At 67.9% G+C, this 24,460-nt stretch carries 22 protein-coding genes; 7 read left to right on the top strand and 15 right to left on the bottom strand.

Annotated elements, in window-relative coordinates; all coding sequences use genetic code 11:
* Positions 1–88: 88 nt before the first annotated feature.
* Positions 89–640 carry a type 1 glutamine amidotransferase domain-containing protein gene (locus ABS767_RS00625; RefSeq protein WP_408076429.1) on the top strand — a complete coding sequence of 184 codons (552 nt, stop codon included), beginning with the start codon at positions 89–91 and terminating at the stop codon, positions 638–640.
* Between the two features lie 85 nt (positions 641–725).
* Entirely contained in the window at positions 726–1,655 is a 930-nt protein-coding gene (locus ABS767_RS00620; RefSeq protein ID WP_408076428.1) for a right-handed parallel beta-helix repeat-containing protein, read from the top strand.
* Between the two features lie 6 nt (positions 1,656–1,661).
* On the opposite strand, the gene ABS767_RS00615 is transcribed toward ABS767_RS00620, so the two are convergent.
* From ABS767_RS00615 to ABS767_RS00560, 12 genes are all read right to left on the bottom strand, one after another.
* Positions 1,662–3,164 carry a helicase HerA domain-containing protein gene (locus ABS767_RS00615; protein WP_408076427.1) on the bottom strand — a complete coding sequence of 501 codons (1,503 nt, stop codon included), beginning with the start codon at positions 3,162–3,164 and terminating at the stop codon, positions 1,662–1,664.
* A gap of 181 nt (positions 3,165–3,345) precedes the next feature.
* Positions 3,346–4,194: a dienelactone hydrolase family protein gene (locus tag ABS767_RS00610; RefSeq protein WP_408076426.1), complete on the bottom strand. Its 849-nt coding sequence runs from the start codon at positions 4,192–4,194 to the stop codon at positions 3,346–3,348.
* A gap of 1 nt (position 4,195) precedes the next feature.
* Entirely contained in the window at positions 4,196–5,917 is a 1,722-nt protein-coding gene (locus tag ABS767_RS00605; protein ID WP_408076425.1) for a gamma-glutamyltransferase family protein, read from the bottom strand.
* Entirely contained in the window at positions 5,914–7,632 is a 1,719-nt protein-coding gene (gene ggt / locus ABS767_RS00600) for a gamma-glutamyltransferase (RefSeq protein ID WP_408076424.1), read from the bottom strand. Before ggt ends, ABS767_RS00605 begins: the two co-directional genes overlap by 4 nt.
* Positions 7,633–7,822: 190 nt before the next feature.
* Positions 7,823–9,148, bottom strand: coding sequence for a dicarboxylate/amino acid:cation symporter (locus tag ABS767_RS00595; RefSeq protein WP_408076423.1), 1,326 nt, complete (start codon positions 9,146–9,148; stop codon positions 7,823–7,825).
* Positions 9,130–10,722 carry an N-acyl-D-amino-acid deacylase family protein gene (locus tag ABS767_RS00590; protein WP_408076422.1) on the bottom strand — a complete coding sequence of 531 codons (1,593 nt, stop codon included), beginning with the start codon at positions 10,720–10,722 and terminating at the stop codon, positions 9,130–9,132. The genes ABS767_RS00595 and ABS767_RS00590 overlap by 19 nt, the downstream gene beginning before the upstream one ends.
* On the bottom strand, positions 10,722–13,814 hold the full coding sequence (locus ABS767_RS00585) for a TonB-dependent receptor domain-containing protein (protein WP_408076421.1): 3,093 nt from the start codon (positions 13,812–13,814) through the stop codon (positions 10,722–10,724). Before ABS767_RS00585 ends, ABS767_RS00590 begins: the two co-directional genes overlap by 1 nt.
* A 54-nt stretch (positions 13,815–13,868) precedes the next feature.
* On the bottom strand, positions 13,869–15,086 hold the full coding sequence (locus tag ABS767_RS00580) for an FAD-dependent oxidoreductase (RefSeq protein ID WP_408076420.1): 1,218 nt from the start codon (positions 15,084–15,086) through the stop codon (positions 13,869–13,871).
* A gap of 152 nt (positions 15,087–15,238) precedes the next feature.
* On the bottom strand, positions 15,239–16,135 hold the full coding sequence (locus ABS767_RS00575) for a LysR family transcriptional regulator (RefSeq protein ID WP_408076419.1): 897 nt from the start codon (positions 16,133–16,135) through the stop codon (positions 15,239–15,241).
* A 128-nt stretch (positions 16,136–16,263) separates the two neighbouring features.
* Positions 16,264–17,088, bottom strand: a complete 825-nt coding sequence (locus tag ABS767_RS00570) for a phytanoyl-CoA dioxygenase family protein (protein WP_408076418.1) — start codon at positions 17,086–17,088, stop codon at positions 16,264–16,266.
* An 82-nt stretch (positions 17,089–17,170) separates the two neighbouring features.
* Positions 17,171–17,350 (bottom strand): hypothetical protein, encoded by a 180-nt coding sequence (locus ABS767_RS00565; RefSeq protein WP_408076417.1) that lies wholly within the window; start codon positions 17,348–17,350, stop codon positions 17,171–17,173.
* Between the two features lie 50 nt (positions 17,351–17,400).
* Complete coding sequence (locus ABS767_RS00560; RefSeq protein ID WP_408076416.1) at positions 17,401–17,676, bottom strand: hypothetical protein; 276 nt, start codon at positions 17,674–17,676, stop codon at positions 17,401–17,403.
* Positions 17,677–17,886: 210 nt separating this feature from the next.
* Between ABS767_RS00560 and ABS767_RS00555 the strand changes: the two genes are divergently transcribed.
* The 5 genes from ABS767_RS00555 to ABS767_RS00535 all read left to right on the top strand — a co-directional run bounded on the left by ABS767_RS00555 (position 17,887) and on the right by ABS767_RS00535 (position 21,908).
* The gene (locus ABS767_RS00555; RefSeq protein ID WP_408078625.1) at positions 17,887–18,531 is read left to right on the top strand and encodes a cell cycle transcriptional regulator TrcR; all 645 of its coding nucleotides are present in this window, start codon (positions 17,887–17,889) and stop codon (positions 18,529–18,531) included.
* Between the two features lie 82 nt (positions 18,532–18,613).
* Positions 18,614–19,711 carry an MBL fold metallo-hydrolase gene (locus tag ABS767_RS00550; protein WP_408076415.1) on the top strand — a complete coding sequence of 366 codons (1,098 nt, stop codon included), beginning with the start codon at positions 18,614–18,616 and terminating at the stop codon, positions 19,709–19,711.
* Between the two features lie 44 nt (positions 19,712–19,755).
* Positions 19,756–20,619 (top strand): dienelactone hydrolase family protein, encoded by an 864-nt coding sequence (locus ABS767_RS00545; protein WP_408076414.1) that lies wholly within the window; start codon positions 19,756–19,758, stop codon positions 20,617–20,619.
* Positions 20,620–20,683: 64 nt separating this feature from the next.
* The gene (locus ABS767_RS00540; RefSeq protein ID WP_408076413.1) at positions 20,684–21,310 is read left to right on the top strand and encodes a glutathione S-transferase family protein; all 627 of its coding nucleotides are present in this window, start codon (positions 20,684–20,686) and stop codon (positions 21,308–21,310) included.
* A 64-nt stretch (positions 21,311–21,374) separates the two neighbouring features.
* Positions 21,375–21,908, top strand: coding sequence for a hypothetical protein (locus tag ABS767_RS00535; RefSeq protein WP_408076412.1), 534 nt, complete (start codon positions 21,375–21,377; stop codon positions 21,906–21,908).
* A gap of 113 nt (positions 21,909–22,021) precedes the next feature.
* On the opposite strand, the gene ABS767_RS00530 is transcribed toward ABS767_RS00535, so the two are convergent.
* From ABS767_RS00530 to ABS767_RS00520, 3 genes are all read right to left on the bottom strand, one after another.
* The gene (locus tag ABS767_RS00530; protein ID WP_408076411.1) at positions 22,022–22,432 is read right to left on the bottom strand and encodes a GFA family protein; all 411 of its coding nucleotides are present in this window, start codon (positions 22,430–22,432) and stop codon (positions 22,022–22,024) included.
* A 95-nt stretch (positions 22,433–22,527) separates the two neighbouring features.
* Positions 22,528–23,196: a transcriptional repressor LexA gene (lexA, locus tag ABS767_RS00525; protein ID WP_408076410.1), complete on the bottom strand. Its 669-nt coding sequence runs from the start codon at positions 23,194–23,196 to the stop codon at positions 22,528–22,530.
* Positions 23,197–23,265: 69 nt separating this feature from the next.
* The gene (locus tag ABS767_RS00520; RefSeq protein WP_408076409.1) at positions 23,266–24,450 is read right to left on the bottom strand and encodes a molybdopterin molybdotransferase MoeA; all 1,185 of its coding nucleotides are present in this window, start codon (positions 24,448–24,450) and stop codon (positions 23,266–23,268) included.
* Positions 24,451–24,460 lie beyond the last annotated feature (10 nt).

Below are 24,460 nucleotides of genomic sequence, written 5' to 3'. Positions count from 1 at the left end.
CGGATGAATGCGCGGCCCGTCGCATCGTTCCGGAACATGTGAACGCGGCACCTGTTGAACGGGCATATCCACAGACAGGAGACGAATGATGGCCGAGCTATCCAATGCACGGGTGCTGATGATCGCGACCGACGGGTTCGAGGAATCGGAACTGATGAAGCCGCGACAGGCGCTGATCGATGCCGGGGTGAAGGTGACGCTCGCCTCGCTCAAGACCGATCCGATCCAGGGCGAGAAGGGCGGCGAGAAGGGCGCGACGATCACCCCCGACATGACGGTCGAGGATGTCGAGATCGAAGACTATGACGCGCTCGTGCTGCCGGGCGGCGTCGGCAACCCCGACAAGCTGCGCATGGACGAAACCACCGTCGATCTGGTGCAGGAATTCTTCGACGACGGAAAAACCGTCGCGGCGATCTGCCACGCGCCGTGGTTGCTGGTCGAGGCCGATGTGCTCGACGGCAAGCGCGCGACAGGCTGGCCGAGCGTGCGGACCGACATGGAAAATGCCGGTGCCGACGTGGTCGACGAGGAAGTGGTGGTCGACGGCAATCTGATTACCAGCCGCAACCCCGACGACATCCCCGCCTTTATCGACGCGATCAAGGCGGCGCTGGTGAAGGAAACCGCCGACGCCTGACCCGTACTTAGCCCCTTCCCGCAAAGGGGAGGGGCTTTTTAACGGTCTGCATTCATAAGCTCCGGCAAACCGCCGGAGCTTTTTTATGCGCATGATCGCCCTTGCCGCCGCCCTGCTCGCCACCACCGCTCCCGCCGTGCCGCAGGCGCAGCAGGGCCCGTTCACCGTCGAGGGCGGGCAATCCTTCGCCAGCCTGCAGGAGGCGGTCGCGGCGATCGGCGAGGGGCGCGGTACGATCCGCATCGCCCCCGGCCGCTATGGCGAATGCGCGGTGCAGGAGGCGGGCGAGATCACCTATGTCGCGCAGGTCCCGGGAAAGACGGTGTTCGACCGCGCAATCTGCGAAGGCAAGGCGACGCTGGTGCTGCGCGGTCGCGCGGCGCGCGTCGACGGCATCGTCTTCATGCGCACACTCGTCGAAGACGGCAACGGCGCGGGCATCCGGCTTGAGACCGGAAACCTCCATGTCACTAACGCGATGTTCATCGACGGCCAGTGCGGCATCCTCACCGCGAGCGACCCGCGCGGCACCATCGTGATCGAGCGATCGACCTTTGCCGGGCTGGGCAAGGATCCGACCGGCAACGGCGCGCACGCCATCTATATCGGCAATTACGGAAGCCTGCGCGTGGTCGAGTCGCGCTTCGAACGCGGCACCGGCGGCCATTATGTGAAGGCGCGCGCGCCGCAAGTCGAAATTCTCGATTCCAGTTTCGACGACAGCATGGGCCGCAACACCAACTATGCGATCGATCTGTCCAATGGCGCGAGCGGGCGGATCGCGGGCAACGCGTTCGAGCAGGGGCCGGCGAAGGACAATTACGGCACGATCATCGCCGTCGCGCCGGAAGGCGTGAAGCACCGCTCGGCCGGCCTGGTGATCGAGCGCAACAAGGCGTGGCTGTCGCCCGGCTTCAAGGACAGCACCACCTTTGTCGGCAACTGGTCGCGCGACGCTGTGGTCGTCCGGGACAACGACCTTGCCGATCGCATCGCGGTGCTCGCGCGGCGTTAGCGCGGGTCAGCCATAGCCGTTGCGCGCGCGTTCCGCCGCACGCACCGCTGCGCGGCCGACGGGGGGCGGCTTGGCCGGGTCCGGCCAGGATGGCGCCGTGGTCCAGCCGAGATGCGGCAGGCTGACGCTGCGCTTGCCCGACAGATCGGTGCGCGCGACGATCAGCCCCTTCTCCTCGATATGTGCCATCATCCGCTTGGCGCGACCCAGCGAGCTGGTGCCGTAGAGCGCGGCGATGCGCGCGTCCGACGGGCACGGCTCGCCCGTGCGCGCGGCCTTGGCGATGCCGAGGAAGGGGGCGAGCATCTCCTCGGGCAGCGATGCGGCGAGGGTGAGCGCGTCGTCCCAGCCGCTCGTGTCGGTGATCCCGGCGCGCGCCAGCGCGAGCGCCGAGCGGAACTGGGTGAGGTCCATGCCGGGATCGACGCCGCGCATTTTGCAGCGCACGCCATAATCCTGGAACACCGTGGCGAGCGGCGCGCGGCTGTCTTCGGCACCGATCTCGGCAAGGATCGCCTGGCGAATCTCTTCCTGCTCGCCCTCCTCCAGCACCGGCATGTCGGGGACCGGCGGCGGCGCGGGCGTGGCGACCGCGCGCATCAGGTCGGCCATCGGGACCGGAGCGGGCGGCGGGGGCGGGGGTGCCTCGTCCTCGGCCGCCGGGGCGAAGAGCATGTCGCGCATGTCCTCGGTCGGGGCGGTGGGAAGCGGGGTCAGCTTGGGGCTGACCGCGCGCGAGCCGGTCTCGACCGCGCCAATCTTCACGCTGATCGGGCGACGCGTGATGGCGGGGCCGAGCGCGAGGAATTCGCCGCGCGCGAGATCGCGGATCGTGTCGGCCTGCTTGCGGTCCATGCCGAGCAGGTCGGCGGCGCGCGCCATGTCGATGTCGAGAAAGGTGCGACCCATCAGGAAGTTCGACGCTTCGGCGGCGACATTCTTGGCGAGTTTGGCGAGGCGCTGGGTGGCGATCACGCCGGCCAGACCGCGCTTGCGGCCGCGGCACATCAGGTTGGTCATCGCGGCGAGCGAGGTGCGGCGGGCTTCCTCGGTCACCTCGCCCGCCGCGGCGGGGGCGAAGAGCTGGGCTTCGTCGACGACGGTGAGGATCGGATACCAATGTTCGCGCGGGGCATCGAACAGCGCCGAGAGGAACGCGGCGGCGGCGCGCATCTGGCCGTCGATCTCGAGCCCTTCGAGATTGAGGACGACGCTGGCGCGATGCTCGCGGACGCGCGTGGCGAGGCGGGCGAGTTCGGTCAGGCTGTATTCGGCGGCGTCGACCGCGATATGGCCGAAGGCATCCGCCAGCGAGACGAAGTCGCCCTCGGGATCGATCACCACCTGCTGGACGAGGCCGGCGCTGCCTTCGAGCAGGCGGCGCAGCAGATGCGATTTTCCCGACCCCGAATTGCCCTGGACGAGCAGACGCGTGGCGAGCAACTCCTCCAGATCGACGGCAACCGGGTTGCCGCGCGTGTCGAGTCCCATGTCGATGCGGGCAGTCATTGCGGATGGCTTTGGCGCATCGGGGGGAGTCGGGGCAAGGGGGTTGCGGTGGGTAACCGAAGGAAGCTGAGCATGGTGGCTGCTGATCCCCTGCGAAAGCAGGGGTCCAGGGTTACGGAAGGCTGCCCTTTTGAAACCCTGGGCTCCTGCTTTCGCAGGAGCACATGCTGCGTGATCTGCGTCAGTTCTTCAACCGCTCCGCCAGAAACGCGAGAATGTCCGCTTCGGTCGCGGCCTTGGCCGTCACGTTCGCCGCGACCGACTGGCGCGACTTGGTGGGGGTGTCGTAGCTGTGCGTCGCCCCCTCGAACATGCGCAGCGCGATGTCGCTGCCCCGCACCTTGCTGCGCGCGACGAAGCTCTCGCAGAGTTTCGGCGACACCTCTTCGTCCGCCGTGCCCATGAACACGCGAACGGGGTGATACGGCTTGTAGCCATCCTTGGCGAAACGCTTCTTGAGGCCACAGCCGGGGTAGAGCGCCACCCCGGCGGCGAAGCCGATCTTGCGCATGTCGCCGGGCTTGTCGTCGGCCATCGCTGCGAGCGTGGCGCTGGCGCCGTTGGACCAGCCGAGCAGCGCGACGCGGGCGCCGTTCACATCGGCGCGCGACTGGAGGTAGCGCAGCGCGCCATAGGCATGGAGCGGACGGAAATTGACCTCGTCGACCTCGGGCGGGCGGTCCTTGTAGGTGCCGGCGGCAAAGCCGGACGGGTGGCCGACCGCGCCGAAATCGTCGACCATCAGCGCGACATAGCCGTTCTGCGCGAGCAGCTTTCCCCACGCCTTGTGCCGCGAGGACAGGGTCGCGGCATCGTACTTGCCCTTCGCGAGCGACGAATAGGCGCCGCCGCGCCCGTGCAGCATCACCACCGCTGGCGCCTGTTCGGGCGCATTTGCGGGCTTGAACAGATAGCCCTTCACCTGCGTCTTGCCGTCGCGGCTGAGGAAGCTGACGTCCTCGACCGTCACCTGCTGGGCGGCGGCGGGGAGGGCGGCGATCAGCGCGATCGGGGCAAGCAGGTGGCGCATCCTATTTCCTTGCTGGCAATGTGATGGTGGTTGCGACGCCGTCGCGGCGGGGGTCGGCGCCGCCGTCGAAACGGCCGTTGCGGATCATCACCCCGTGCAGCCCCGAATCCTCGCCGGTGCCGCCGCGCACGGTGACGCCGCGTGCCGCCATCGCCGCGCGCAGCTGCGGGGAGAACTTGTCCGCCTCGCCGTTGAAGCTGCTCCCGCGCGCGATCAGGTTGGGCAGCGCGATGGCGTCGGCGACCGGCAACTTCCAGTCGATCATCCCGACCAGCGCCTTGGACACATAGCCCAGGATCGCATTGCCACCCGGCGAACCGATCGCACCGGCGAGGCTGCGGTCGCCATTGAGGATGACGGTCGGCACCATCGACGAGCGCGGGCGCTTGCCCGGGGCGATCGCGTTCGGGCCGGACGGCACGAACGAAAAGTCGGTCATCTGGTTGTTGAGGAAGAAGCCGTCGACCATGCGCCCGGTGCCGAAGAAGCTCTCCACCGTGGTGGTCATCGACACCGCATTGCCCTCATCGTCGATGACGACGAAGTGCGAGGTTCCGGGCACTTCGTTGGTGGCGTCGATCCGCGCCGTGACCGCGCCCGGCGGCGTCCCCGCCTCGGGCGCCGGACCCGCGCGATCGCCGATCAGCGCGACACGGCTGGCGACATAGGCCGGATCGAGCATGCCCTTGACCGGCACGGTCGCGACATCGCCGACATAGGCGTCGCGGTCGGCATACATCAGCCGGCTCGCCTCGGCATACTTGACCCAGGCGACCGGATCGTTGGGGCCGCGCGCGCCGATATCGGTCCGCTCGATCATCGCCATCAGCTGCAGCAGCCCTACGCCCGAGGAGGGCGGCGGTGGCGCGCAGAGAATATAGCTGCGATAGGGGTTGCACAGACCCTCGCGCACCACCGGCTTGTACGCCGCGAGATCCGCCTCGGTCATGCTGCTGGCGAGGTCGCCCTCGCGCACGCGGGCGACGATGCGGCGGGCGGTCTCGCCCTTGTACAACGCGTCGGGACCCTGCGCGGCGAGCCGGCGGAGAAAGGCGGCATAGGCGGGGTTGCGGAGCGTGTCGCCGGCCTTGATCTTCGACCCGTCGGCATTGCGGAAATAGGCCAAGGCGTCGGGCGCATTGGCCTGCGGACCGCCCGAATTGACGAAGCGGCCCAGCCGATCGGTGACAGTGAAGCCGTTGACGGCGGTGCGCTCCGCATCCCCGAACAACTCGCGCCAGGCGAGCTTGCCGTGCTTTTCCTGCGCTAGCGCCAGCATGCGGACGACGCCCGGAACGCCGGTGGCCCGACCGGACAGGACCGCGGTGCGGAAGCCGAGCGGCTTGCCGTCCGGCCCGATGAACATGTCCGGCGTAGCACCCGCCGGGGCGGTCTCGCGGCCGTCATAGACGGTGACGGCCCTGGTCTTCGCGTCGTAGCGGACCATGAAAGCGCCGCCGCCGACCCCGCTGCTCTGCGGCTCGACCAGGCTCAGCATCGCCTGGATCGCCACGGCGGCGTCGACCGCGCTGCCGCCCTTGCGCAGGACGTTGAGTCCGGCTTCGACCGCCAGCGGGTGCGCCGCTGCGACGAACGCCTGGCGCTCGGGCGCGATCGCCGGCGCCGACGCAGGGGCGGCGGTATCGACCGCACCGCGCGGGGCGCAGGCGGCAAGGCCGGTCGCGGCAAGCGCGATCAGGAAATGGGCGCGGGTCAGCTTCATGGTTCGATCGCCTTTGCACCGGGGCGACGCGGGTCGGCTGCACCGAGGAACAGGTCCCCGCTGAGCATGATCGACTGCGCGCTCCCCATGGTTTCGTCCGAGGTGATGCGATGGCCCTTTGCCTCGAGCGCCGCAACCGTGTCCGGGTTGAAATTGGGTTCGACCCGCAGCGCCGCGGTGGTGCCCTGATAGATTCGCGGCTTGTGCGTCGCCTCGTCGACGTTGAGGCCATAGTCGATCATGTTGACGATCACCTGTACCATCGTGGTCGGAATGGTGCTCCCGCCCGGCGTGCCGGTGACGATCCACGGCTTGTCGTCCTTGAACACCAACGTCGGCATCTGGGTGGAGAGCATGCGCTTGCCCGGGGCCATCGCGTTGAGCGGCGGCGGCGCGCCGGTGCGTTGCGCTTCCCAGGCCTGTTCGTGGCTGAAATTGTTCATCTGGTTGTTGAGCAGGATGCCGGTGCCCGCGATCATCACGCCCGATCCGAAGTCCGAGCCGAGCGTGTAGGTGGTCGAGACGACATTGCCCGCGCTGTCGGCGACCGAGAAGTGCGTGGTCGACGGGCTTTCATATTGCAGCGGGTCGCCGGGCGCGACCTGCGCGGCGGGGCGTGCGCGCGCGGGATCGATCAACTTTGCGCGCTCGGCGGCATAGCCCTTGGAGATGAAGCCGTTGACCGGGGCGGTGACGAAGGCGGGGTCGCCCAGCACGCGATAGCGGTCGACATAGGCGAGCTTCATCGTCTCGGCGAGGATGTGCAGCGAGGCGGCGCTGCCCTGTCCCAGTGCCTTCATGTCGAACCGCTCGAGGATGTTGAGCATGTTGAGCAGCGTCGCGCCGCCCGCGCTGGCCGGGGGCGGGGTGTAGATGCGATAGCCGCGATAGCTCCCGACCAGCGGATCGCGCTCGACCGGCTTGTAGGCGGCGAGATCGGCCATGGTGACGATGCCGCCATTGGCCTTCATGTCGGCTTCGATCCGGCGGGCGACTTCGCCGGTGTAGAAGCCCTTGGCGCCCTCCGCAGCGATCTTGCCGAGCGTCCAGGCGAGATCGGGCTGCTTGAGCACTTCGTCCTTGGCGTAGAGCGACCCGTCGGGCTTGTAGAAGGCGGTCTTGCCCGACGCGCTCTTGCTCAGCCGCTCGCGCCCCCAGCCGAAAACGAAGGCTTCGTCGGCGGTGAGCTTCACCCCGTCGCGGGCGAGGCGGAGCGCGGGTTCGACCACCTTTGCCCAGGGCAGCTTGCCCCACTTCCTGTGCGCATGTTCGAGTCCCGCGACGGTGCCGGGGACGGCGGGCGCCAGATAGCCATAGGATGCGATCGCGCGCTCCTTGCCGCGATTGTCGACGAACATGGCCGGGGTCGCCGCGCGCGGGGCGACCCCGCGGAAATCGATGACGCGGACCTGCTTCGACTTGGCGTCATAGATGGTCATGAAGCCGTCGCCGCCGATATTGCCGGCGCGGGGCAGGGTGACCGCGAGCGCGAAACCGACTGCGACCGCCGCGTCCACCGCATTGCCGCCATCGCGCAGGATCTGCGCGCCGACCTCGCTCGCCATCTCGTTCTGGCTGACCACCATCCCGCGCGTGCCGACGATGGGGGAGTGGATGGAGGGATATTCGAGGAGGTGCTTGCTCTGCGCCAGCACCGGCGCGGGAAGCGCGAGGCCGAACGCGGCGAGGGCGAGGGTGAATTTACGCAGGAGCATGAGGCATCTCTATCAATTCCTCCCCTGCATCGCAGGGGAGGGGGACCGCCCGCGTAGCGGGTGGTGGAGGGGCGGCTGCGCAGACAGCCGTTGGCAGTTCGGCACATTCCGCCCTCTGCGGGGCGGCCCCTCCGTCAGCGCTGCGCGCTGCCACCTCCCCCAGCAAGCTGGGGGAGGAATGGGATTTGCCTCAGACATCATCGGCCGAATTGTACCGCGCCACGTCCATCTCCTTTTCCCAGCGCGCGACCGCGGTGGCGATCGACAGGTCGGAGGTGACGTTGGGAATGGTGCGGATCATGTCGAGGATGCGGTCGAACGGCAGGATGAAGCCGACGACGATCGCGGTCTGCTCGGGCGTGATGCCGATCGCGTGAAGTACGGCTGCGAGCACGAACAGCGATCCCGATGGGACCGGCGCAACGCCCATCGCGACGATCGTCGTCGTGGCGGCGATCACCAGATAATCGGCCATCGACAGGTCGACGCCGAACGCCTGCGCCGAAAACAGCGTGAGCATCGCGACATACATCGCCGCGCCGTCCATGCCGATGGTCGCGCCCAATGGCAGCACGGTCGAGGCGACCGGGGGCGACACGCCGAGATTGCGCTCGGCGACGCGGATCGCGACGGGCAGGGTGGCAGAGCTGGACGAGGTCGAGAAGCCGACCATGATCGCATCGGCGATGCCGCGGAAGAAAGGCAGCGGCGAAAGCCACGCCATCAGCCGCACCACGATCAGGCCGTGGATCAGCAATGTGACGATCGCGGAGCCGACGACTACGCACAGGCCCAGCTTGAGCACCGCGATGAAGCTCGACGGGCCGGTGGTGCCCATCACGACGGCGATCAGCGCGAACACGCCGAACGGCGCGGTCTCCATCACGAAGCCGACGATGCGCAGCATGACTTCGGACCCGGCGTTGAGGAACTGGCGCACCGGCTCCGCGCCCTTGCCCGCCGCGATTACGCCCGCGCCGACCAGCACGGCGAAGAAGATCACCGCGAGCGTCTTGCCCTCCGCCATCGCGCCGATCGGATTGTCGGGGATGATTTCCATGAACATCTGCGCCGTGTCGGGCGGCGTGCCCATCGCCTTGGGCACCGCCCCGGCGAAGCTGGCGCCAAGGCCGGGGGCGATCAGCGTGGCCACGATCAGACCGGTGGTGACCGCCAGCGCAGTGGTGAAGACGTACATCGCCAGCGTCTTCACGCCGATGCTGCCGAGCCGCTTGGGATCGGCGAGCGCGGCGACGCCCGACGCGATGGTGAGGAATACCAGCGGCACCACCAGCATGCGGATCAGGCGGACGAACAAGGTGCCGATCCAGCCAATCGCGGTCGCGCCCTCACCCCAGGCGACGCCCACCGCCGCGCCGAGAACGAGCGCGGCGAGGATGCGTTTCCACAGCGCGACGCCGAACCACCAGCCGAACGCGCGGCGGACGGGCCCGCGTCGCTCGGGGACTTCGGACGCTTCGGGTGCGGTCGTCTCGGTCATGCGGGGCAGTTCCATTCGGGTTGGCGCGGCTTTGGCAACGGGCGTCCGGCAAGCGTGCCGGTCAGCCTGCCCTTGTCCACGGCAAGGTGGCCATTGACCAGCACATAGCGGACCCCTGCCGAGGGTTCGTCGGGCCGGTCATAGGTGGCGCGTTCGGAATAGTCGGCGGAATCGAGGATCGCGATGTCGGCGAACTTGCCGGGGGCAAGGATGCCACGATCGGGAAGGCCAAGGATCGCCGCGGTCTGGCCCGAGGAGCGCTGGACGAAGCGTTCGGGCGTCATCAGCTTCTTGTCGCGGACGAACAGGCGCCAGCCGCGCGCGAAGCTGCCCATGCGGCGCGGATGCCCGTTGGTGGCGTCCGACGAGGTGACGACCCACGGCTCGCGCGCGAAGGCGTCGATGTCCCGCTCGGTCATGTTGAAACTTGCGATGCTGGTCCCCGGATCCGCGATCAGGATGCGGGCGGCGGCGTCGAGCGGATCGAGTTTCCACTGCGCGGCAAGCGCGTCGAGCCGCTTCCCCTGATGCGGCCCGCGCACCAGCAGGATCGCATTCGCGCCGCCGCGGATGCGCAACTGCTCGGCCATGCCGGTGCGCAGGCGGGGGGCGAGGCTCTTGAGGTTCTCCACCATCGCGGGCGCACCGCCATCCTGCGCCCAGCGCGGGACCAGCGCGGCGGCGAGCGAGGTGCTGGACGCTTCCCACGGATATTGATCGGCGGTGATCTTCACCCCCGTTTTCTGCGCCGCGCGGATATGCGCGATGACCTTGGGCGCCATGCCCTGAACATCGGCGCCGAGCGCCTTGATATGCGCGATGTGCAGCGGGAGCTTGCCGATCCGGGCGATGGCGATCGCCTCGTCGATCGCGGGGATCAGGCCGATCGAGGAACTGCCCTCGTCGCGCAGATGCGTTTCGTAGATGCCGCCATGGCGCGCCGCGATGCGGGCGAGCAGCGCGACCTCGTTGGTCTTGGCGAAGCTCTGCGGCGCGTAATAGAGCCCGGCGGAGAGGCCGAGCGCGCCGTCGCACATCGCGCGGCGGGTGAGCAGCTGCATGCGGCGCACCTCGACCCCGGCGGGGGGGCGGTCGCGGGTGCCGACGACCTTGAGGCGGATCTCGCCAAAGCCGACGAAGCTGGCGACGTTCGGTCCGGTCGGGTTGGCGGCGAGCCGGGCGAACAGCCCGGAAATATCGGTGTCGCCGCCGCCGTCATTGCCGATGACGATGCTGGTGACGCCCTGGAGCAGATGGTTGGCGAGCTGGCGCCGGGCAGTTTCCGGCGCGCGGGCGTCGGCGCCGCTATGCGTATGCGGATCGATGAAGCCGGGGGTGACGGTGAGCCCCCGGGCGAGGATGGTACGGCGCGCGATCACCCCCTCCGGACGCTCGCCGACATAGAGGATGCGGTCGCCGTTCACGCCGATCTCGGCAACCCGTGCCGGCGCACCGGTCCCGTCAATGACCTGCCCGCCCGCGATGATCATGTCGATCATGCGGGGGGCGGGGGCGGGGGCCCGTTCGTGCCCTGCCGCGAGCGGCAGGAGCAGGAGCGGGGCCGCGAGGACGCGAACGGCGCGGCGCATCAGAACTTCTTGCTGACCGAGAAATAGATCTGGCGGCCGCGGTTGCTGTACAGATCGCCGATATAGCCATTGCTGTTGTCGGCGAGCGGGGCAAGCGTGTTGAAGATGTTGCGCGCGCCCACGCGCAGGCGAAGGCTGTCCATCGGCCCGCCATCGACCTGATACTGGGCATAAAGGCTGTGCGTCATATAGTCGTCGACCCGATAGCGCGTCCCGTCGGCGAGCGACGCCGACGTGTCGGTGACCTCACCGACATAGCCGCCATAATAGCCGAGACCGAAACCGTTGTATCGCCAGGTGACGCTGGCCGAAGCCCGCCATTTCGGACGGCCATTCTCCTCGATCAGATTCTGCCCGCCGGTAATGTTGATGAAGCCGTTGATGTTGCCCGCTTCCTGCGCCTCGATCAACGCCTGGACGGCCGATCCCTCGCCCGGGGTCTGGTAGAATTCGAGCAGGCGTGCCGCATTCAGCCGAACGCTGAAATCGCCGATCCCGGTATTCTTGACCTGATAATAGACGCCGAGGTCATAGCCGCGCACCGAACGCGGCGCGAGGTTCGTATAGTTGTCGATCACCTGGATGATCTCGCCGACCGGGGCGATGCCGCTGCCGGCAAAGTCGTCGACATCCTCCTGCGTCGGCGCGGCGCGCTGCACGTTGGGGTTGGACGATCCCTGCAGACGCAGCAGATAGTCGAGCGCGATCGCGTTCGAATCGCCGAGCAGGCCGATCACGTTCTTCTGGCGGATTTCCCAGTAATCGGCGGTGAAGGTCAGACGTCCGAGCTTGCCCATGTTGAGCTGAAACGTGCCGCCGAGCGAGAGGTTGTCCGATTCCTCCGGCGTCAGGTCCTGGCTGCCCGACCGGTTGCTGACCACGCCCTGGCTGCGGCCCGACAGGTCGGTACAGTCGGCGAAGGTGGTGATCCGGCCGAGCCGCAGATCGGCTTCGCACCGCACCCAGTCGGTACGCGTGTTCGACCGCTGGATGCCCTGTTCGAACAGCTGCGGCAGGTTGGGCGCGCGGAAGCCCTGCGACCAGCTGCCGCGCAGCTGGAGATTGCGGACCGGGTACCAGGACAGCGCGACCTTGGGCTTCGCCACGGTATTGAAGCCCTGATACGCCTCCATGCGCCCGGCCAGCTGCAGGTCGAGCGAGCGGATCAGCGGCACGTCCATCTCGGGCGACACCAGCGGCACCGCGAATTCGAGATAGGCGGAAATGGTGTTGCGTGCGCCCGAGCTGTCCGGCGTCGGGCTGGCGCCCATCACGTCCGAACCGTTGCTCGACCCGTCGAGCGCGGTGAAGAACACCGTACCGTCGAGCCGGTCGTCGCGATCGTCGGCAAAGGTCTCCCGCCGCACCTCGACCCCGGTCGCCATACCGACGCGCCCGCCGGGCAGCGTGAACAGGTCGTTCTTGCTGAGCTTCAGGTCGGCCATCATCAGCTCGGTGGTGCTGATGCGCGACACATCGACCATGAAGCTGTCGATCGTGCTCTGCGGATTGCGCGTGCTGTCATAGCGCGACGGATTGAGCGGATCGCCCCCGTTGAACGGGTTGTAGGCCGACGCATCGGTGCGCGACAGCGCCTCCTGGAACAGCGTCATGCTCGGCTGGTACATGGTGTCGTTGGTGCGCGCCCGCGAATAGAGCAGCGCACTGTCGAAATCGAAGCCCAGCACCTCGCCGCGCAGCCCGGCAAGCGCACGGATCGTATCGTTGCGCACATTGACGCGCAGCGGCCCGGCATCGATCGGGCGATAGTCGTTGATCTCGACCGCCGCGCCCGCGGCCGGAACGCCGGTCAGGCCGGGAATGCGGTTCGGGCTGCCGACCGGCCCGAACGGGTTCCAATAGGCCGTCGCCGGCAGGATCAGCCGCTGGCTGGTGAGGTTGGTCTCCTGGTCGCGGAACGCCTGATAGTCGGCGCGGTACCAGCCCGCTTCGGCGAACAGCTCGATGCCCGTGCCGAAATCGTGGTTGAAGAAGCCGAACAGGTTGATGCGGTCGTTGCGCCCCTGGATCGTGCGCTCGGTATTGACGTCATAGCGCAGGTTACGGTCCGACCCGGTCGTCGCGAGCGTGCTGTTGTCCCAGCAGGTGCCGGGCGCCTGGCCGGGCGCGATGCAGCCCTCGTTGGTGTCGGGCTGGACATGGAACGATCCGGTGGTCGAGGTCGCGAGCGCGGTCCCGTTGATGCGCGGGATGGTGACCGTGTTGCCCGATGCCGCGCGCGACAGGTCGGGGCGCAGATAATAGACCTCGGTCCAGGGCGTATCGACCGATGTGTTGTCGAAATCGGTATTGCCTTCCCACGGCGTGCCGACGAACAGCGGGCGCATGTCCGCCGAGCGCGAGTTGCGGCGTTCGCGGGCATAGAGCGGGTCGCGATGGTTGTACGATCCGAACAGCGAGATGTTCGAATTGCCGCCGTTGAAGCTGTGCCCGGCCTCGAACGCGAATTCATATTCGATCTGGCCCGAATTCTCGGTGAAGCCCAGCTCCGCGGTGGCGCGGATGCCCTTCACATTGTCCTTGAGCACGGTGTTGATCACGCCCGCGACCGCGTCCGAGCCGTAGATCGCGGCCGCGCCGTCCAGCAGCACCTCGACCCGGCGCACGCCCATCACCGGGATGGCGTTGGTGTTGACGCTCTGCACGGGCACCAGATTCTCGCTCTGCGTGCCGGGGTGCAGCACCATGCGGCGGCCGTTGAGCAGCACCAGCGTGTTGCCGGTGCCGAGTGCGCGCAGGTTGATTGACGCGGTGTCGCCGCGCGCATCGTTGATGCCGCCTGCGTCACGGCTTTCGTTGAAGGCGACGTCGCCCGCCTGCGGGATCGAGCGGAACAGCTCGTCACCGCTGGTCGCGGCGACGGCGGCGATATCGTCCTCGTTGAGCACGGTGACGGGCAGCGCGCCGGCGACATCGGCGCCCTTGATCTGCGATCCGATCACGACGACCTCCTCGGTCGTCTGGTCCTGAACGTCGGCGGCGGTCTGCGGCGCGTCCTGCGCGATGGCGGCAGTGGCGGTGGCGAGCAGCGAGATGCTCCCCATCAAGCTGGCAATCCGGATCGATTTCATTGTTGTACCCCTTCCCTGAAGTCCCAGTTGTATTGGCCGGACGTCTGTGCGCCTTCAGCCGCTCCCCTCGACCAACTCCGCGACGCGTTCTGCCGAACCGGCCGCATAGGTCCAGCCCAATGCGCCATGGCCCGCATTCGCGATCACGCCGGGCGCAATCGTCCGGGTGATCGGCAGCGAGTTCGGCGTCATCGGGCGCAGTCCCGCCCAGCTCGATTCGATCGCGCCATAATCCGCCGCATCGGGCAGTGCGGCACGCGCACTCTCGATCAGCGCACCCAGCCTTTTGGGATCGACGCGCGTGTCCCGATTGCCCAGTTCGGCCAGCCCCGCGATCCGCATCCGGTTGCCCAGCCGGGCGAACACCACCCGGTTGGCAACGTCGGTGACGCTGACGCTCGGCGCTGCCGAGCCGGGGGGCGCGGTGATCGAATAGCCCTTCATCGGCTGCACCGGCAGCCGCACGCCAAGCTGGCGGGCAAGGCGCGGCGCCTCCACCCCGGCGGCGATCACGATGCGGTCGGCGGCGATCCGGCTGCCATCGCCGGTGACGATCGCCGGGCGTGCGCCATCGGCAGAGAGCGTCGCGACGCGGGTGTCGAAACAGGCGCTGCCACCGGCCCGCATCAACGCCTCGTGCGCGCTGACGCAAAAGCGATGCGGGTCGCCCACCGCCTCGCCCGGGGTGTGCAGCGCGCCGACGATCGCATGGCGCACCGGCGCCAGCATCGGTTCCAGCGCGACCGTATCTTCGGGGTCGAGCACGGCCTGGTCGATGCCGTTCGATTGTTTGAGCGTCATCATCGCGCGTGCCGCCGCGAACGCGGTTTGCGTGCGATACAGGTGGATCTTGCCGGGGACGGCATGGCCGTAATCCAGTCCGTGCCGCGCCGTCAGCGCCTGAAGCGCGACCCGCGATCTTGCTGCGAGTTCCAGCCCGGCGATCGTATTCTGCCGGAAGCGCCCAGCCGACCCATTGCGGAGGAAGGCGAGACTCCACAGCAGGAAGTCGGGGTCTAGCCGCAGGTGAAAGCGCAACGCGCTGTCGAGGCCGAACAGCATGCGCGGCACCTGCGACAAGGTCGCCGGGTTCGCCAGCGCGTCGGTATAGGCATAGCTGAGCTGCGCACCATTGGCGAAGGACGTGCCGAGGCCGGGGCCGCGCGCCGCATCGACCACGGTCACGCGATGCCCGCGATCGGCGAGCGTCAGCGCCGTCGCCATGCCGACCACCCCGGCGCCAAGGACGATCACCTCCTGCGCAGCATTCATGCTGGTGGCCCTCGCAAAGGTGCGGCGCGTAGTCAGACTGGTTCTCCCCCGGCGCGAGCTGAACGAGAATGTCAATCGCGGCGCATTCGGGGAAGTTATCGTGCGCGCTGCGCAAGAAAATCATCGAAACAGCCGATGGGTATAAACTGCGTTTATGCTTTTTCGCGATTCTCGACCAGAACCTGCTCGAGCGTGCGCAGGAATTGGCGAGCGGCGCGCGACGGCTGGCGTTCCTCCAGAGTCGCCCAGGAAATCGTGAAGCGCAGCGGCGGGTTGGTCGGCAGCGACGTGAACCCCGGCGCGCGCCAGGCGCGGGCCGTGAACTCGTCGATCACGGTAACCCCGCGCTCGAGCTGCGCGAGCCGCGCGGCAATGAAAAACGTCTGTACGGACACCGATTCGCGAAAGACGATGCCGCGCGTGCGCGCCGCCTCGGTCAGCACCGCGCCGATCGGGCCGGCTGCGGCAACGCCGATGACGTCGCGGTCCGCGAGCAGCTCCAGCGGGAAGCGTGGGCCCGGATTGGAAAACTCGCCCTCGGGGAACTGGACTACCAGTTCGCCCTCCGCCAGCACCTGGCGGGTCAGGCGCGGATGCGGGGGCGGGGTGTAGGCGATCGCGAGATCGAGCTCGCGCTCGATCAGCGATCGGACGAGGTCGTCATGGTGATGGGTGTGGACCTCGAACGTCACGCGCGGCCAGTCGCGGCGGAACAGCGCCATCGCCTGCGGTACGATGTCGAGCGCCAGGCTGGGAACGATGCCGAGTCGGATATGCCCCCCGCCCGAGTGGGAGAGGTTGCGCGCGGTCTGCTGCAGCGTGTTCAACCGGTCGAACACGTCGCCCGCCTCGCGCATCAGCGCGTGCGCCTCATCGGTCGGGACCAGTCGCCCGCGCGACAGCTGGAACAGGCGGAACCCGAGATTGTCCTCGGCATGGTGCAGCGTCTTGGACACCGACGGCTGCGATACGCCGAGCGCGCGCGCGGCCGCGCTGATCGTCCCGTGGACATAGACGGCGTGGAAAATCTCGAACTGGCGCAAGCGCATCGCGTTATGCCGATAGCGTGACTCGGCACCGACCCGCGCCCCCACCCGGCCACCCATAGAATACACTGTCGAGGGGTGGCCGGGTGGGGGAGCGGGCCGGTACCGCTTCAGCGCAGCTGCGCACCATTCTAGACATAATGCGGCTCCGGCTTCGCGCGCAAATCTTCGTAATGGACGAGCGCGGGTTCGGGGCCGAGCGGGACGGGCTTGCCATCGCGAAACGCCCATTCACCGCGGTCGCAATCGCGTGCGCGGACATAGCCGTTGATGTACAGGCGGCGCTGGTGGTCGGCGCTGTTGCGCCCCGATCCATGGACCAGATATGGGTTCCACATCGCGATATCGCCCGGCTCCATCTCCAGGTCGATCACATCGGACGGGTCGATCCCGGCGTCGCGCAGCCAGTCGTCGCTCATCTCGGTCCCCAGCACCTCGGTCGAGGTATCGAGCGCGAGCGGGCCGGCGCGGTGGCTGTTGGGGATCATCCGCATCGCGCCGCTCTCCCGCGTATGCGGATCGATCGCGAGACCGGTCTGGATGTAGGACTCGCCCAGATTGCGGTACGCGGCGTCCGGCTTGCGGAAACGCGAATCCTGGTGCCATGCGAAATCGCCTTTCGATCCCGGCGCCTTCCAGTGAAGCTGGTTGATGATCTGCTTGAGATCGGTGCCGATCAGCGGGGCGAGCAGGTCGAGCCAGCGCGGATCGAGCCGCACCGAATCGAGCACGCGGTTGTGATAGGACGGCCATTGCACCATCGGCACGATCGGCGTGCCGTCGTCATTGGCGCGGACGTTGTAGAACAGGTTGCCGTGACGGAACGGTCGGCCATGCGCGACCCCCTCGGCATGAACCGCATCGACGGCGTCGCCGATCCGCTCGATTTCGTCTTTTGAGAAAACGCCCCGAACGATAGCATAGCCCCGATCGCGATACGCAGCGACATGGTTCATCACGGCCTCCGGACGCGCACGACGCGCACGCACGAGGCTTTCACCGCCCGCTGGCGGCGTCAAGCCGGTCCGGCGTGTCCAATTATTCGGGATCGTCGGGCGCTGCGGGACCGTCCTGCGGGTCGGGCTCGGTAGCGTTGATGTCGAGCGTGGCGGCCGCCTGGTTGAGTTCGGCAGCCTCTCCGGAGGTGACGGCGGTCGTATCGTCGGTCGAATTGCACGCCGCAAGCGCCAGCAGCGGCAACATCAGAATAGCGCGCATGGAACCCCCCGGGGTGTGAACGGGGCCGCCGGCGGGCGGCCCCGAACGGATCAGTTGTCGAGTTCGTCTTCGGCGGCGTCCGCCGCGTTGCCGACATTGTCGGCACCCTGCTCGATCGCCGCACCCGTGCTGTCGGCGGCATTCTCGGCGGCGCCCAGCGCGCTGTCGGTCGCGGTCTCGACGTCGTCGGCCGCTTCGCTCATCGTCGCATTGGCGTCTGCACCGATCGCTTCGGCTGCCTCAGCCGTCTCGTTCTGTGCCTTGTCGCTGCAAGCGGCGAGGCCGAGCGCGGCAACTGCGGCGAGCGGAAGAAAGACTCGTTTCATGGATGCTCCTCTCTGAAATAATCCATTGGTGCGCTTCAGGACGCCCGAGCCGAGTCTAGGTTCCGATCTTCCGCAGGGCAACCGGACGCGGTTCCGGGGCCAAAAGGCTTGCCTAGCGGCCCCCATGCGCCTAAATCACAGGGTGTGATCGGCCGCCCGTTGAGGGCGGCCCTTATTGTTTCTGGAGACTTTGACGTGGCCCAGCCGCTGATGCCGCACGCGACCGCTTCCTGGCTGGTCGACAATACCGCGCTCTCGTTCGACCAGATCGCCGAGTTTTGCGGGCTTCACATCCTCGAGGTGCAGGCGATCGCCGACGATACCGCCGCGACCAAGCTGACCGGTCGCGATCCGGTCCGCGCGCACGAGCTGACGATGGAGGAGATCGAGAAGGGCCAGGCCGACCCCGATTACCGCCTCAAGATGAGCAAGGGGCCCGATCAGGTGCGCCGGACCAAGGGTCCGCGCTACACTCCGGTCAGCAAGCGTCAGGACAAGCCCGACGGCATCGCCTGGATCATCCGCAACCATCCCGAGATCAGCGACGGCGCGATCGGCAAGCTGATCGGCACCACGCGCACGACCATCGCCGCGATCCGCGACCGCACCCATTGGAACATCGCCAATATCGTGCCCAAGGATCCGGTGACGCTGGGCCTGACGAGCCAGCGCGAGCTGGACGCTGCGGTCGCCAAGGCGGCGAAGGCTGCAGGGATTGAGGCGCCGGTGGTCGATGCGCGGCTGGAGGGCGACCGCGAGGCGCTGCTCGAGCAGCTCCGCGCCGAGCGCGAGGCGGCCTCGCGCGAGGGCGAGCCGAGCGTCGACTACGATCGCGACACTCTGTTCAAGAGCTGATCCGCCACCGGTTTTCGGTGTTTGGGTATCCTGACGGCGCGCGGACTCGACAAGCGGGTCCCGCGCCGTCAATGGTTCGGGTATGGTCGATCCCGAATTTTCTCCCGACGCGTCGCTGAGCCACGACGAGAGCTTCGTCGCGACCAGCCATCGCGGATTGACCTATCCGCTGGGCGGACGGGTCCCCGCCGTCGGGGAGGCGGTGGCCATCGCGCCCGGGGTCGACTGGGTCCGCATCCCGATGACCGGCCCGCTGGACCATATCAATTGCTGGCTGCTCGACGATGGCGAGACGACGACGATTGTCGACACCGGGCTGAACGTCGACCCCTCGGTCGCTGCATGGCGCGCGCTGTTCGCCGCCGAGCCGCTGGCGACAAGACCGCCGGGGCGGGTGCTCTGCACCCATTTCCATCCCGACCATACCGGACTCGCCGGATGGCTCGCGCGCCGCTTCGATGCGCGCATCTGGATGACGCGCGGCGAGTGGCTGACGATCCGCGTCCTGACCGCCGACGCGCACGACGACGTGCCCGACGAACAGATCGCCTTCTGGCGCGCGGCCGGCTGGGACGAGGCGCAGATCGACGCAGCGTTCGGCAAGGGCTTCGGGCGGATGCGCCGGATGATCGCGCCGCTGCCGCTCGGCTATCGCCGCATCGTCGATGGCGAGCGGATCGCGATCGGCGACGCGACCTGGCAGGTGGTGGTAGGATCGGGCCATTGCCCCGAGCACGCCTGCCTGTGGAACGCCGCCGACGGCGTGCTGATCGCGGGCGACCAGGTATTGCCGCGGATCAGCTCCAACGTCTCGCTCGGCGTGAGCGAGCCCGAGGCCGACCCGCTGGGCGACTGGCTCGCATCGATCGACCGGCTGATGGACCTGCCCGCCGACCTGCTCGTCCTGCCCGCGCATGGCGAGCCCTTCACCGGCCTGCATATCCGGCTGGCGGCACTGCGCGACGAGCATCTCAAGCGGCTCGACATCCTGCACGCGCATCTCACCGAACCGCGCCGCGCGGTCGACTGCTTCGGACGCATGTTCCGGCGCAAGATCGAGGGCGACATGCTCGGCCTCGCCAGCGGCGAGACGCTCGCGCATCTGCGCCGGCTGGAGGTCGAGGGGCGGGCGGTGCGCGAGGATCGCGACGGCGTCTGGTGGTATCGCGCCGCGCGCTAGGCTAGCCTCACGCCGCCGGGGACGCGAATCTGGAGAGCGACGCGATGTGCGATGATCTGACCAACGCCGACAACGAGAAGTTCCTCAAGGGCGTGTCGCGCCGCGATTTCGGCGCGATGGCTGGCGCTGCGGGGCTTGCCGCGTTGTTGCCGGCTCCGGCCAATGCCAAGACGGTGAAGGGCCGCGACGTCAGCTTCGCGACGCCGCATGGCACGGCGGACGGCTATTTCGCCGCACCGACGAGCGGCAAGCATCCGGCGGTGCTGGTGTGGCCCGATGTGATGGGAATGCGGCCGGCCTTTCGCCAGATGGGCGAGCGGCTGGCGCAATCGGGCTATGCGGTGCTGACCGTGAACCCCTTCTACCGTTCGGTAAAGGGGCAGTTTTTGAAGCCGGGCGAGAGCTTTGCTGACCCTGAGGTGCGCGCCAAGATCGGCCCATGGCGCGCGCTGCTCACGCCAGAGGCGGTCGTCAGCGATGCGACGGCCTATCTCGGCTGGCTCGACACGCAGAAGGAAGTCGACGCGAAGCGCGGCGCCGGGACCACCGGCTATTGCATGGGCGGCCCGTTCACGATGCGCACCGCCGCGGCGCTGCCCGCGCGCGTGAAAGCCGGCGCCTCCTTCCACGGCGGCGGCCTCGCGACCGACAAGCCCGACAGCCCGCATCTGCTGGTGCCCAGGATGAAGGCGCGCTTCCTGGTCGCGGTTGCGGAGAATGACGACGCGCGCAACTCGCAGGAAAAGGTGCTGGTGCGCACGGCATTCGCCGATGCCGGCCTCCCTGCCGAGGTGGAGGTCTATGACGGCACCATGCACGGCTGGTGCCCGCCCGACAGCCAGGTGTACAACCAAGCGCAGGCCGAAAAGGCGTGGGGCCGCCTGCTGGAGACGTTCAAGTCGCTGTGAATCGGCTTGACCCGCATGCGCGGATCGTTCCTACTATGTTCCTGTCCGACTCGGAGGGAAGACGATGACGCTCACGCTCTACACCAACCCCATGTCGCGCGGGCGCATCGCCCGCTGGATGCTCGAAGAGACCGGTGCCGATTATGAAACGGTTGTGGTCGACTGGGCGAACAAGGCACCCGAATTCTTGGCGGTGAACCCGATGGGGAAGGTGCCGACGATCGTCCATGACGGTGTCGTCGTGACCGAATGCGCGGCGATCTGCGCCTATCTGGCGGACGCGTTTCCGGCAGCGAAGCTGACGCCGCCGGTGGACGCGCGTGGCGCCTATTATCGCTGGCTGTTCTTCGCGGCAGGCCCGCTGGAACAGGCGGTGACGAGCAAGGCGATGGGATGGGACGCCAATGCCGATCCGCAGAAGCAAGGAATGCTCGGCTTCGGCAATTTCGAGCGGACGATCGACACGCTGGAAGCGGCGGTCACCGCGGCGGGTGACGGCTGGCTGGCGGCGGATCACTTCACCGCAGCGGACCTGTATGTCGGGGCGCATCTCTCCTGGGGGACGCAGTTCGGCACGATCCCCAAGCGCGACGCCTTTGTCGCCTTTGTCGAACGGGTGCAGGGCCGCGCCGCGGCACAGCGTGCGAACGAAAAGGACGATGCGCTGATCCCGGCGGCGGAGACGGCTTGATCGACCCGAGGATGCCGCGTTCGGACATCTCGACCTTCCGCGATGCGTTAGGGCGGCGCTGACCGTGTCAGATTGGAAGTCCGGCTATTCGCGATCCGAACTGGACCAGGCGCAGGATCGCTATGACGTCCGGTTTCCGTCGGACCTGTATGCGCTGCTCCTCGATCGCAATCCCGCGCGCGGCTACGCGTGGGACCGTGAAGATCCGACAATTCGCCACATGCTGGCATGGCCGCTCGACTGCCTGTTGTTCGATGTCGATCATGGGTCGTGGTGGCCAGCTTGGGGTGAACGACCGATCGACCGTATGGCGCGACACGAAGTTGTGCGCGATGCGATCCGCGCTGCGCCGAAGCTGATCCCCATTCTTGGGCATCGGTTCCTTCCCGCGACGCCGGACGAAGCCGGTAATCCAGTATTTTCCATGCATGGATTCGACACGATCCAGTACGGCGCGAACCTCGCTGAATATTTCAGCAAAGAGTTCTGCGGCACGCACCACGATGGCGCCTCGCGCCGCATCGCCTTCTGGTCTGATCTTGCCGAGGAGCCAGAGCGGGTGATCGTACACGATCCGGACAGCGACGGGATCGATTAGGCGCCACTCACCCGCGCGGGCGCGTTCACGCATGGCCCGCGGCAGTTTCCTGGTTCGGCGTGATACGAAAAACCGTCGTCTGGCGGCAAGCAAGCGTGACGTGCCAGCCTGATCTACGCCCCACCCGGGAACCGCTCAAACTCGGGAAGGCCGTGCGCGTCCTTCATCCAGCCGACGCGGTCGGCGACCTGGATATGCGCGGCGGCGGGGACGGCGTCGGGATCGTCGAGGGTCGATGCCTGGATGTCGACAAGTCCCGGCAGGTTCTGCGCATTGCGGTAGAACAGCCCGGTCCCGCAGGTGGAGCAGAACCAGCGCTGGCCAGTCTCGGACGAGGCATATTCGCGCGGCTCGCCCTTGGTCACGCTCAGGGCATCTTCGGGATACATCGCCCAGCCGACCATCGGCGCGCCAGCGCAGCGCCGACAATCGGTGCAGTGGCAGAGTGCCTGCCCGCCATGCATCGGCTCGCCCGCGATCTCGTACCGCACCGCGCCGCAATGACATCCACCGGTCAGGGCCATGTCGCTCTCCCATGGTCTTGCGCAGGGGCAATGCTGCGCTTTCTAGCCCTCGCGACGTTCGCCCCTCGCCCACGGGAGAGGGGCGATCGCACGTCTCAGTAGCGCCGCAGCAGCCCTGCCAACCGCCCCTGCACGCGCACCTGATCGGGGCGATAGCGCTGGGGGTCATAGCTGCGGTTGGCGGGATCGAGCCGCACCATGCTGCCCTCGGTGCGGAAATATTTCAGCGTCGCTTCCATATCCTCGATCAGGGCGACGACGATCTCGCCGTCGCGCGCCGAATCCTGGCGGCGGATCAGCGCATAGTCGCCGTCGAAGATCCCCGCATCGACCATCGAATCCCCGGCGACCTCAAGCGCATAATGCTCGCCCGACCCCAGCAGCGCGGCGGGGACGGGAAGCATCGTCGATCCCTCCAGCGCCTCGATCGGCACACCCGCGGCGATGCGGCCGTGCAGCGGGATTTCGACCACGTCATTGGCGGGCTGCGGCGCAGGGCGCGGCATCGCAACGACGTTCGACCGTGCAGCAGGCTTCTTGGCCTCGCCACGCTCGGGCATCTTGACCACTTCGAGCGCGCGCGCACGATTGGGCAGGCGACGCAGGAAGCCGCGCTCCTCGAGCGCGGAAATCAGGCGGTGCACGCCCGACTTGGATTTCAGGTCGAGCGCGTCCTTCATCTCCTCGAACGATGGCGACACACCCGTATCGGCCAGCCGGTCGGCGATGAAGCAGATCAACTCGTGCTGCTTCTTCGTAAGCATAGGACGGTCTCCATCCAGAACAGACGCGGAACGTTTACGCCTTGTTCTACCCTCCGTCAAGCGCGACGATCATCCAAGGTCGAGGATTTGTACCGAGTCGCCCGCTTTCGCCGGGGGTGCGTGCGCGGGACGCACGATCAGGCAGTCGGATTCGGCAAGGGTCCGCAGCATCGAACTGTCCTGCCGGGCGGCGGCGTGCACCCGCCCGTCACGGTGCACCGCGCGCAGATGATCCGTGCGCGCACCCCCGGCGGGCAGATCATGGCCGAGCGTCGCGCGGCGCGTGGCCGTGAGCGGGTCAGCGGCGCCCGCAAGATGCGCGATCATCGGACAAACGAACAACAGCGCGGTGACATGGGCGGAGACCGGGTTGCCGGGCAATCCGATCACCACCGTGTCGCGCATCCTGCCCGCCATCATCGGCTTGCCCGGCCGCACCGCGACGCGCCAGAAATCGATCGCGGCGCCCGCCGCCTCCAGCGCAGGACGGACCAGGTCATGGTCCCCGACCGACGCTCCGCCGGTCGTCACCAGCAGGTCGGCATCGACGGCCGCGAAGGCCGCGGTCAGCGAATCGCGCCGGTCGGGCAGGATGCCGAGATCGGTCAGCTCGACGGGGAGGGGGGCAAGCATCGCCGCGAGCATCGCGCCGTTGCTTTCCGGCACCTGGCCGGGCGCCAGCGTTTCGCCGGGCGCGCACAGTTCGTCGCCGGTTGCGGCGATAGCGACGCGGAGTCGTCGGCGAACGGGGAGGGTGGAATGGCCCGCGACCGCGGCGAGCGCGATGCGCGTCGGCGTGATGCGCGCACCCGGCGCGATCAGCGTGTCGCCCGCGTGAAAGTCCAGTCCCGCGGCGCGGACATGCGCGCGCGCGTGCGGCGGCCCTTCACCGTCGAGCATGACCGTGTCGCCATCGCGCTGTGCCTCCTCCTGGATCAGCACGGAGTCGGCGCCATCGGGGAGCGCGGCGCCGGTAAAGATGCGCGCCGCCTCGCCGGGCTGGACGACGCGTGCGAGCGGGCGACCCGCGGCGCTTTCGCCGACCAATCGCCAGGGGCCGGGCAGGTCGTCGAAGCGGATCGCATATCCGTCCATCGCCGATAGCGGGCGGTCGGGTTGGGTGCGCAACGCGGCGACGGCTTCGGCGGCCCAGCGTCCGGCGGCCGCCTGCAACGGAACCTGCGTCGCCGCAACCGGCGCGGCCAGTGCGAACAGGCGGGCTTGCGCCTCGGCGACGGAAATCATCTCGGCCATCGCGTCCCGA

It is taken from the genome of Sphingomonas plantiphila (assembly GCF_046000505.1).
Classification (GTDB): Bacteria; Pseudomonadota; Alphaproteobacteria; order Sphingomonadales; family Sphingomonadaceae; genus Sphingomonas; species Sphingomonas plantiphila.
The sequence above is the reverse complement of the archived record's forward strand: the minus strand, read 5'-3'. Positions and strand labels throughout refer to the sequence as shown.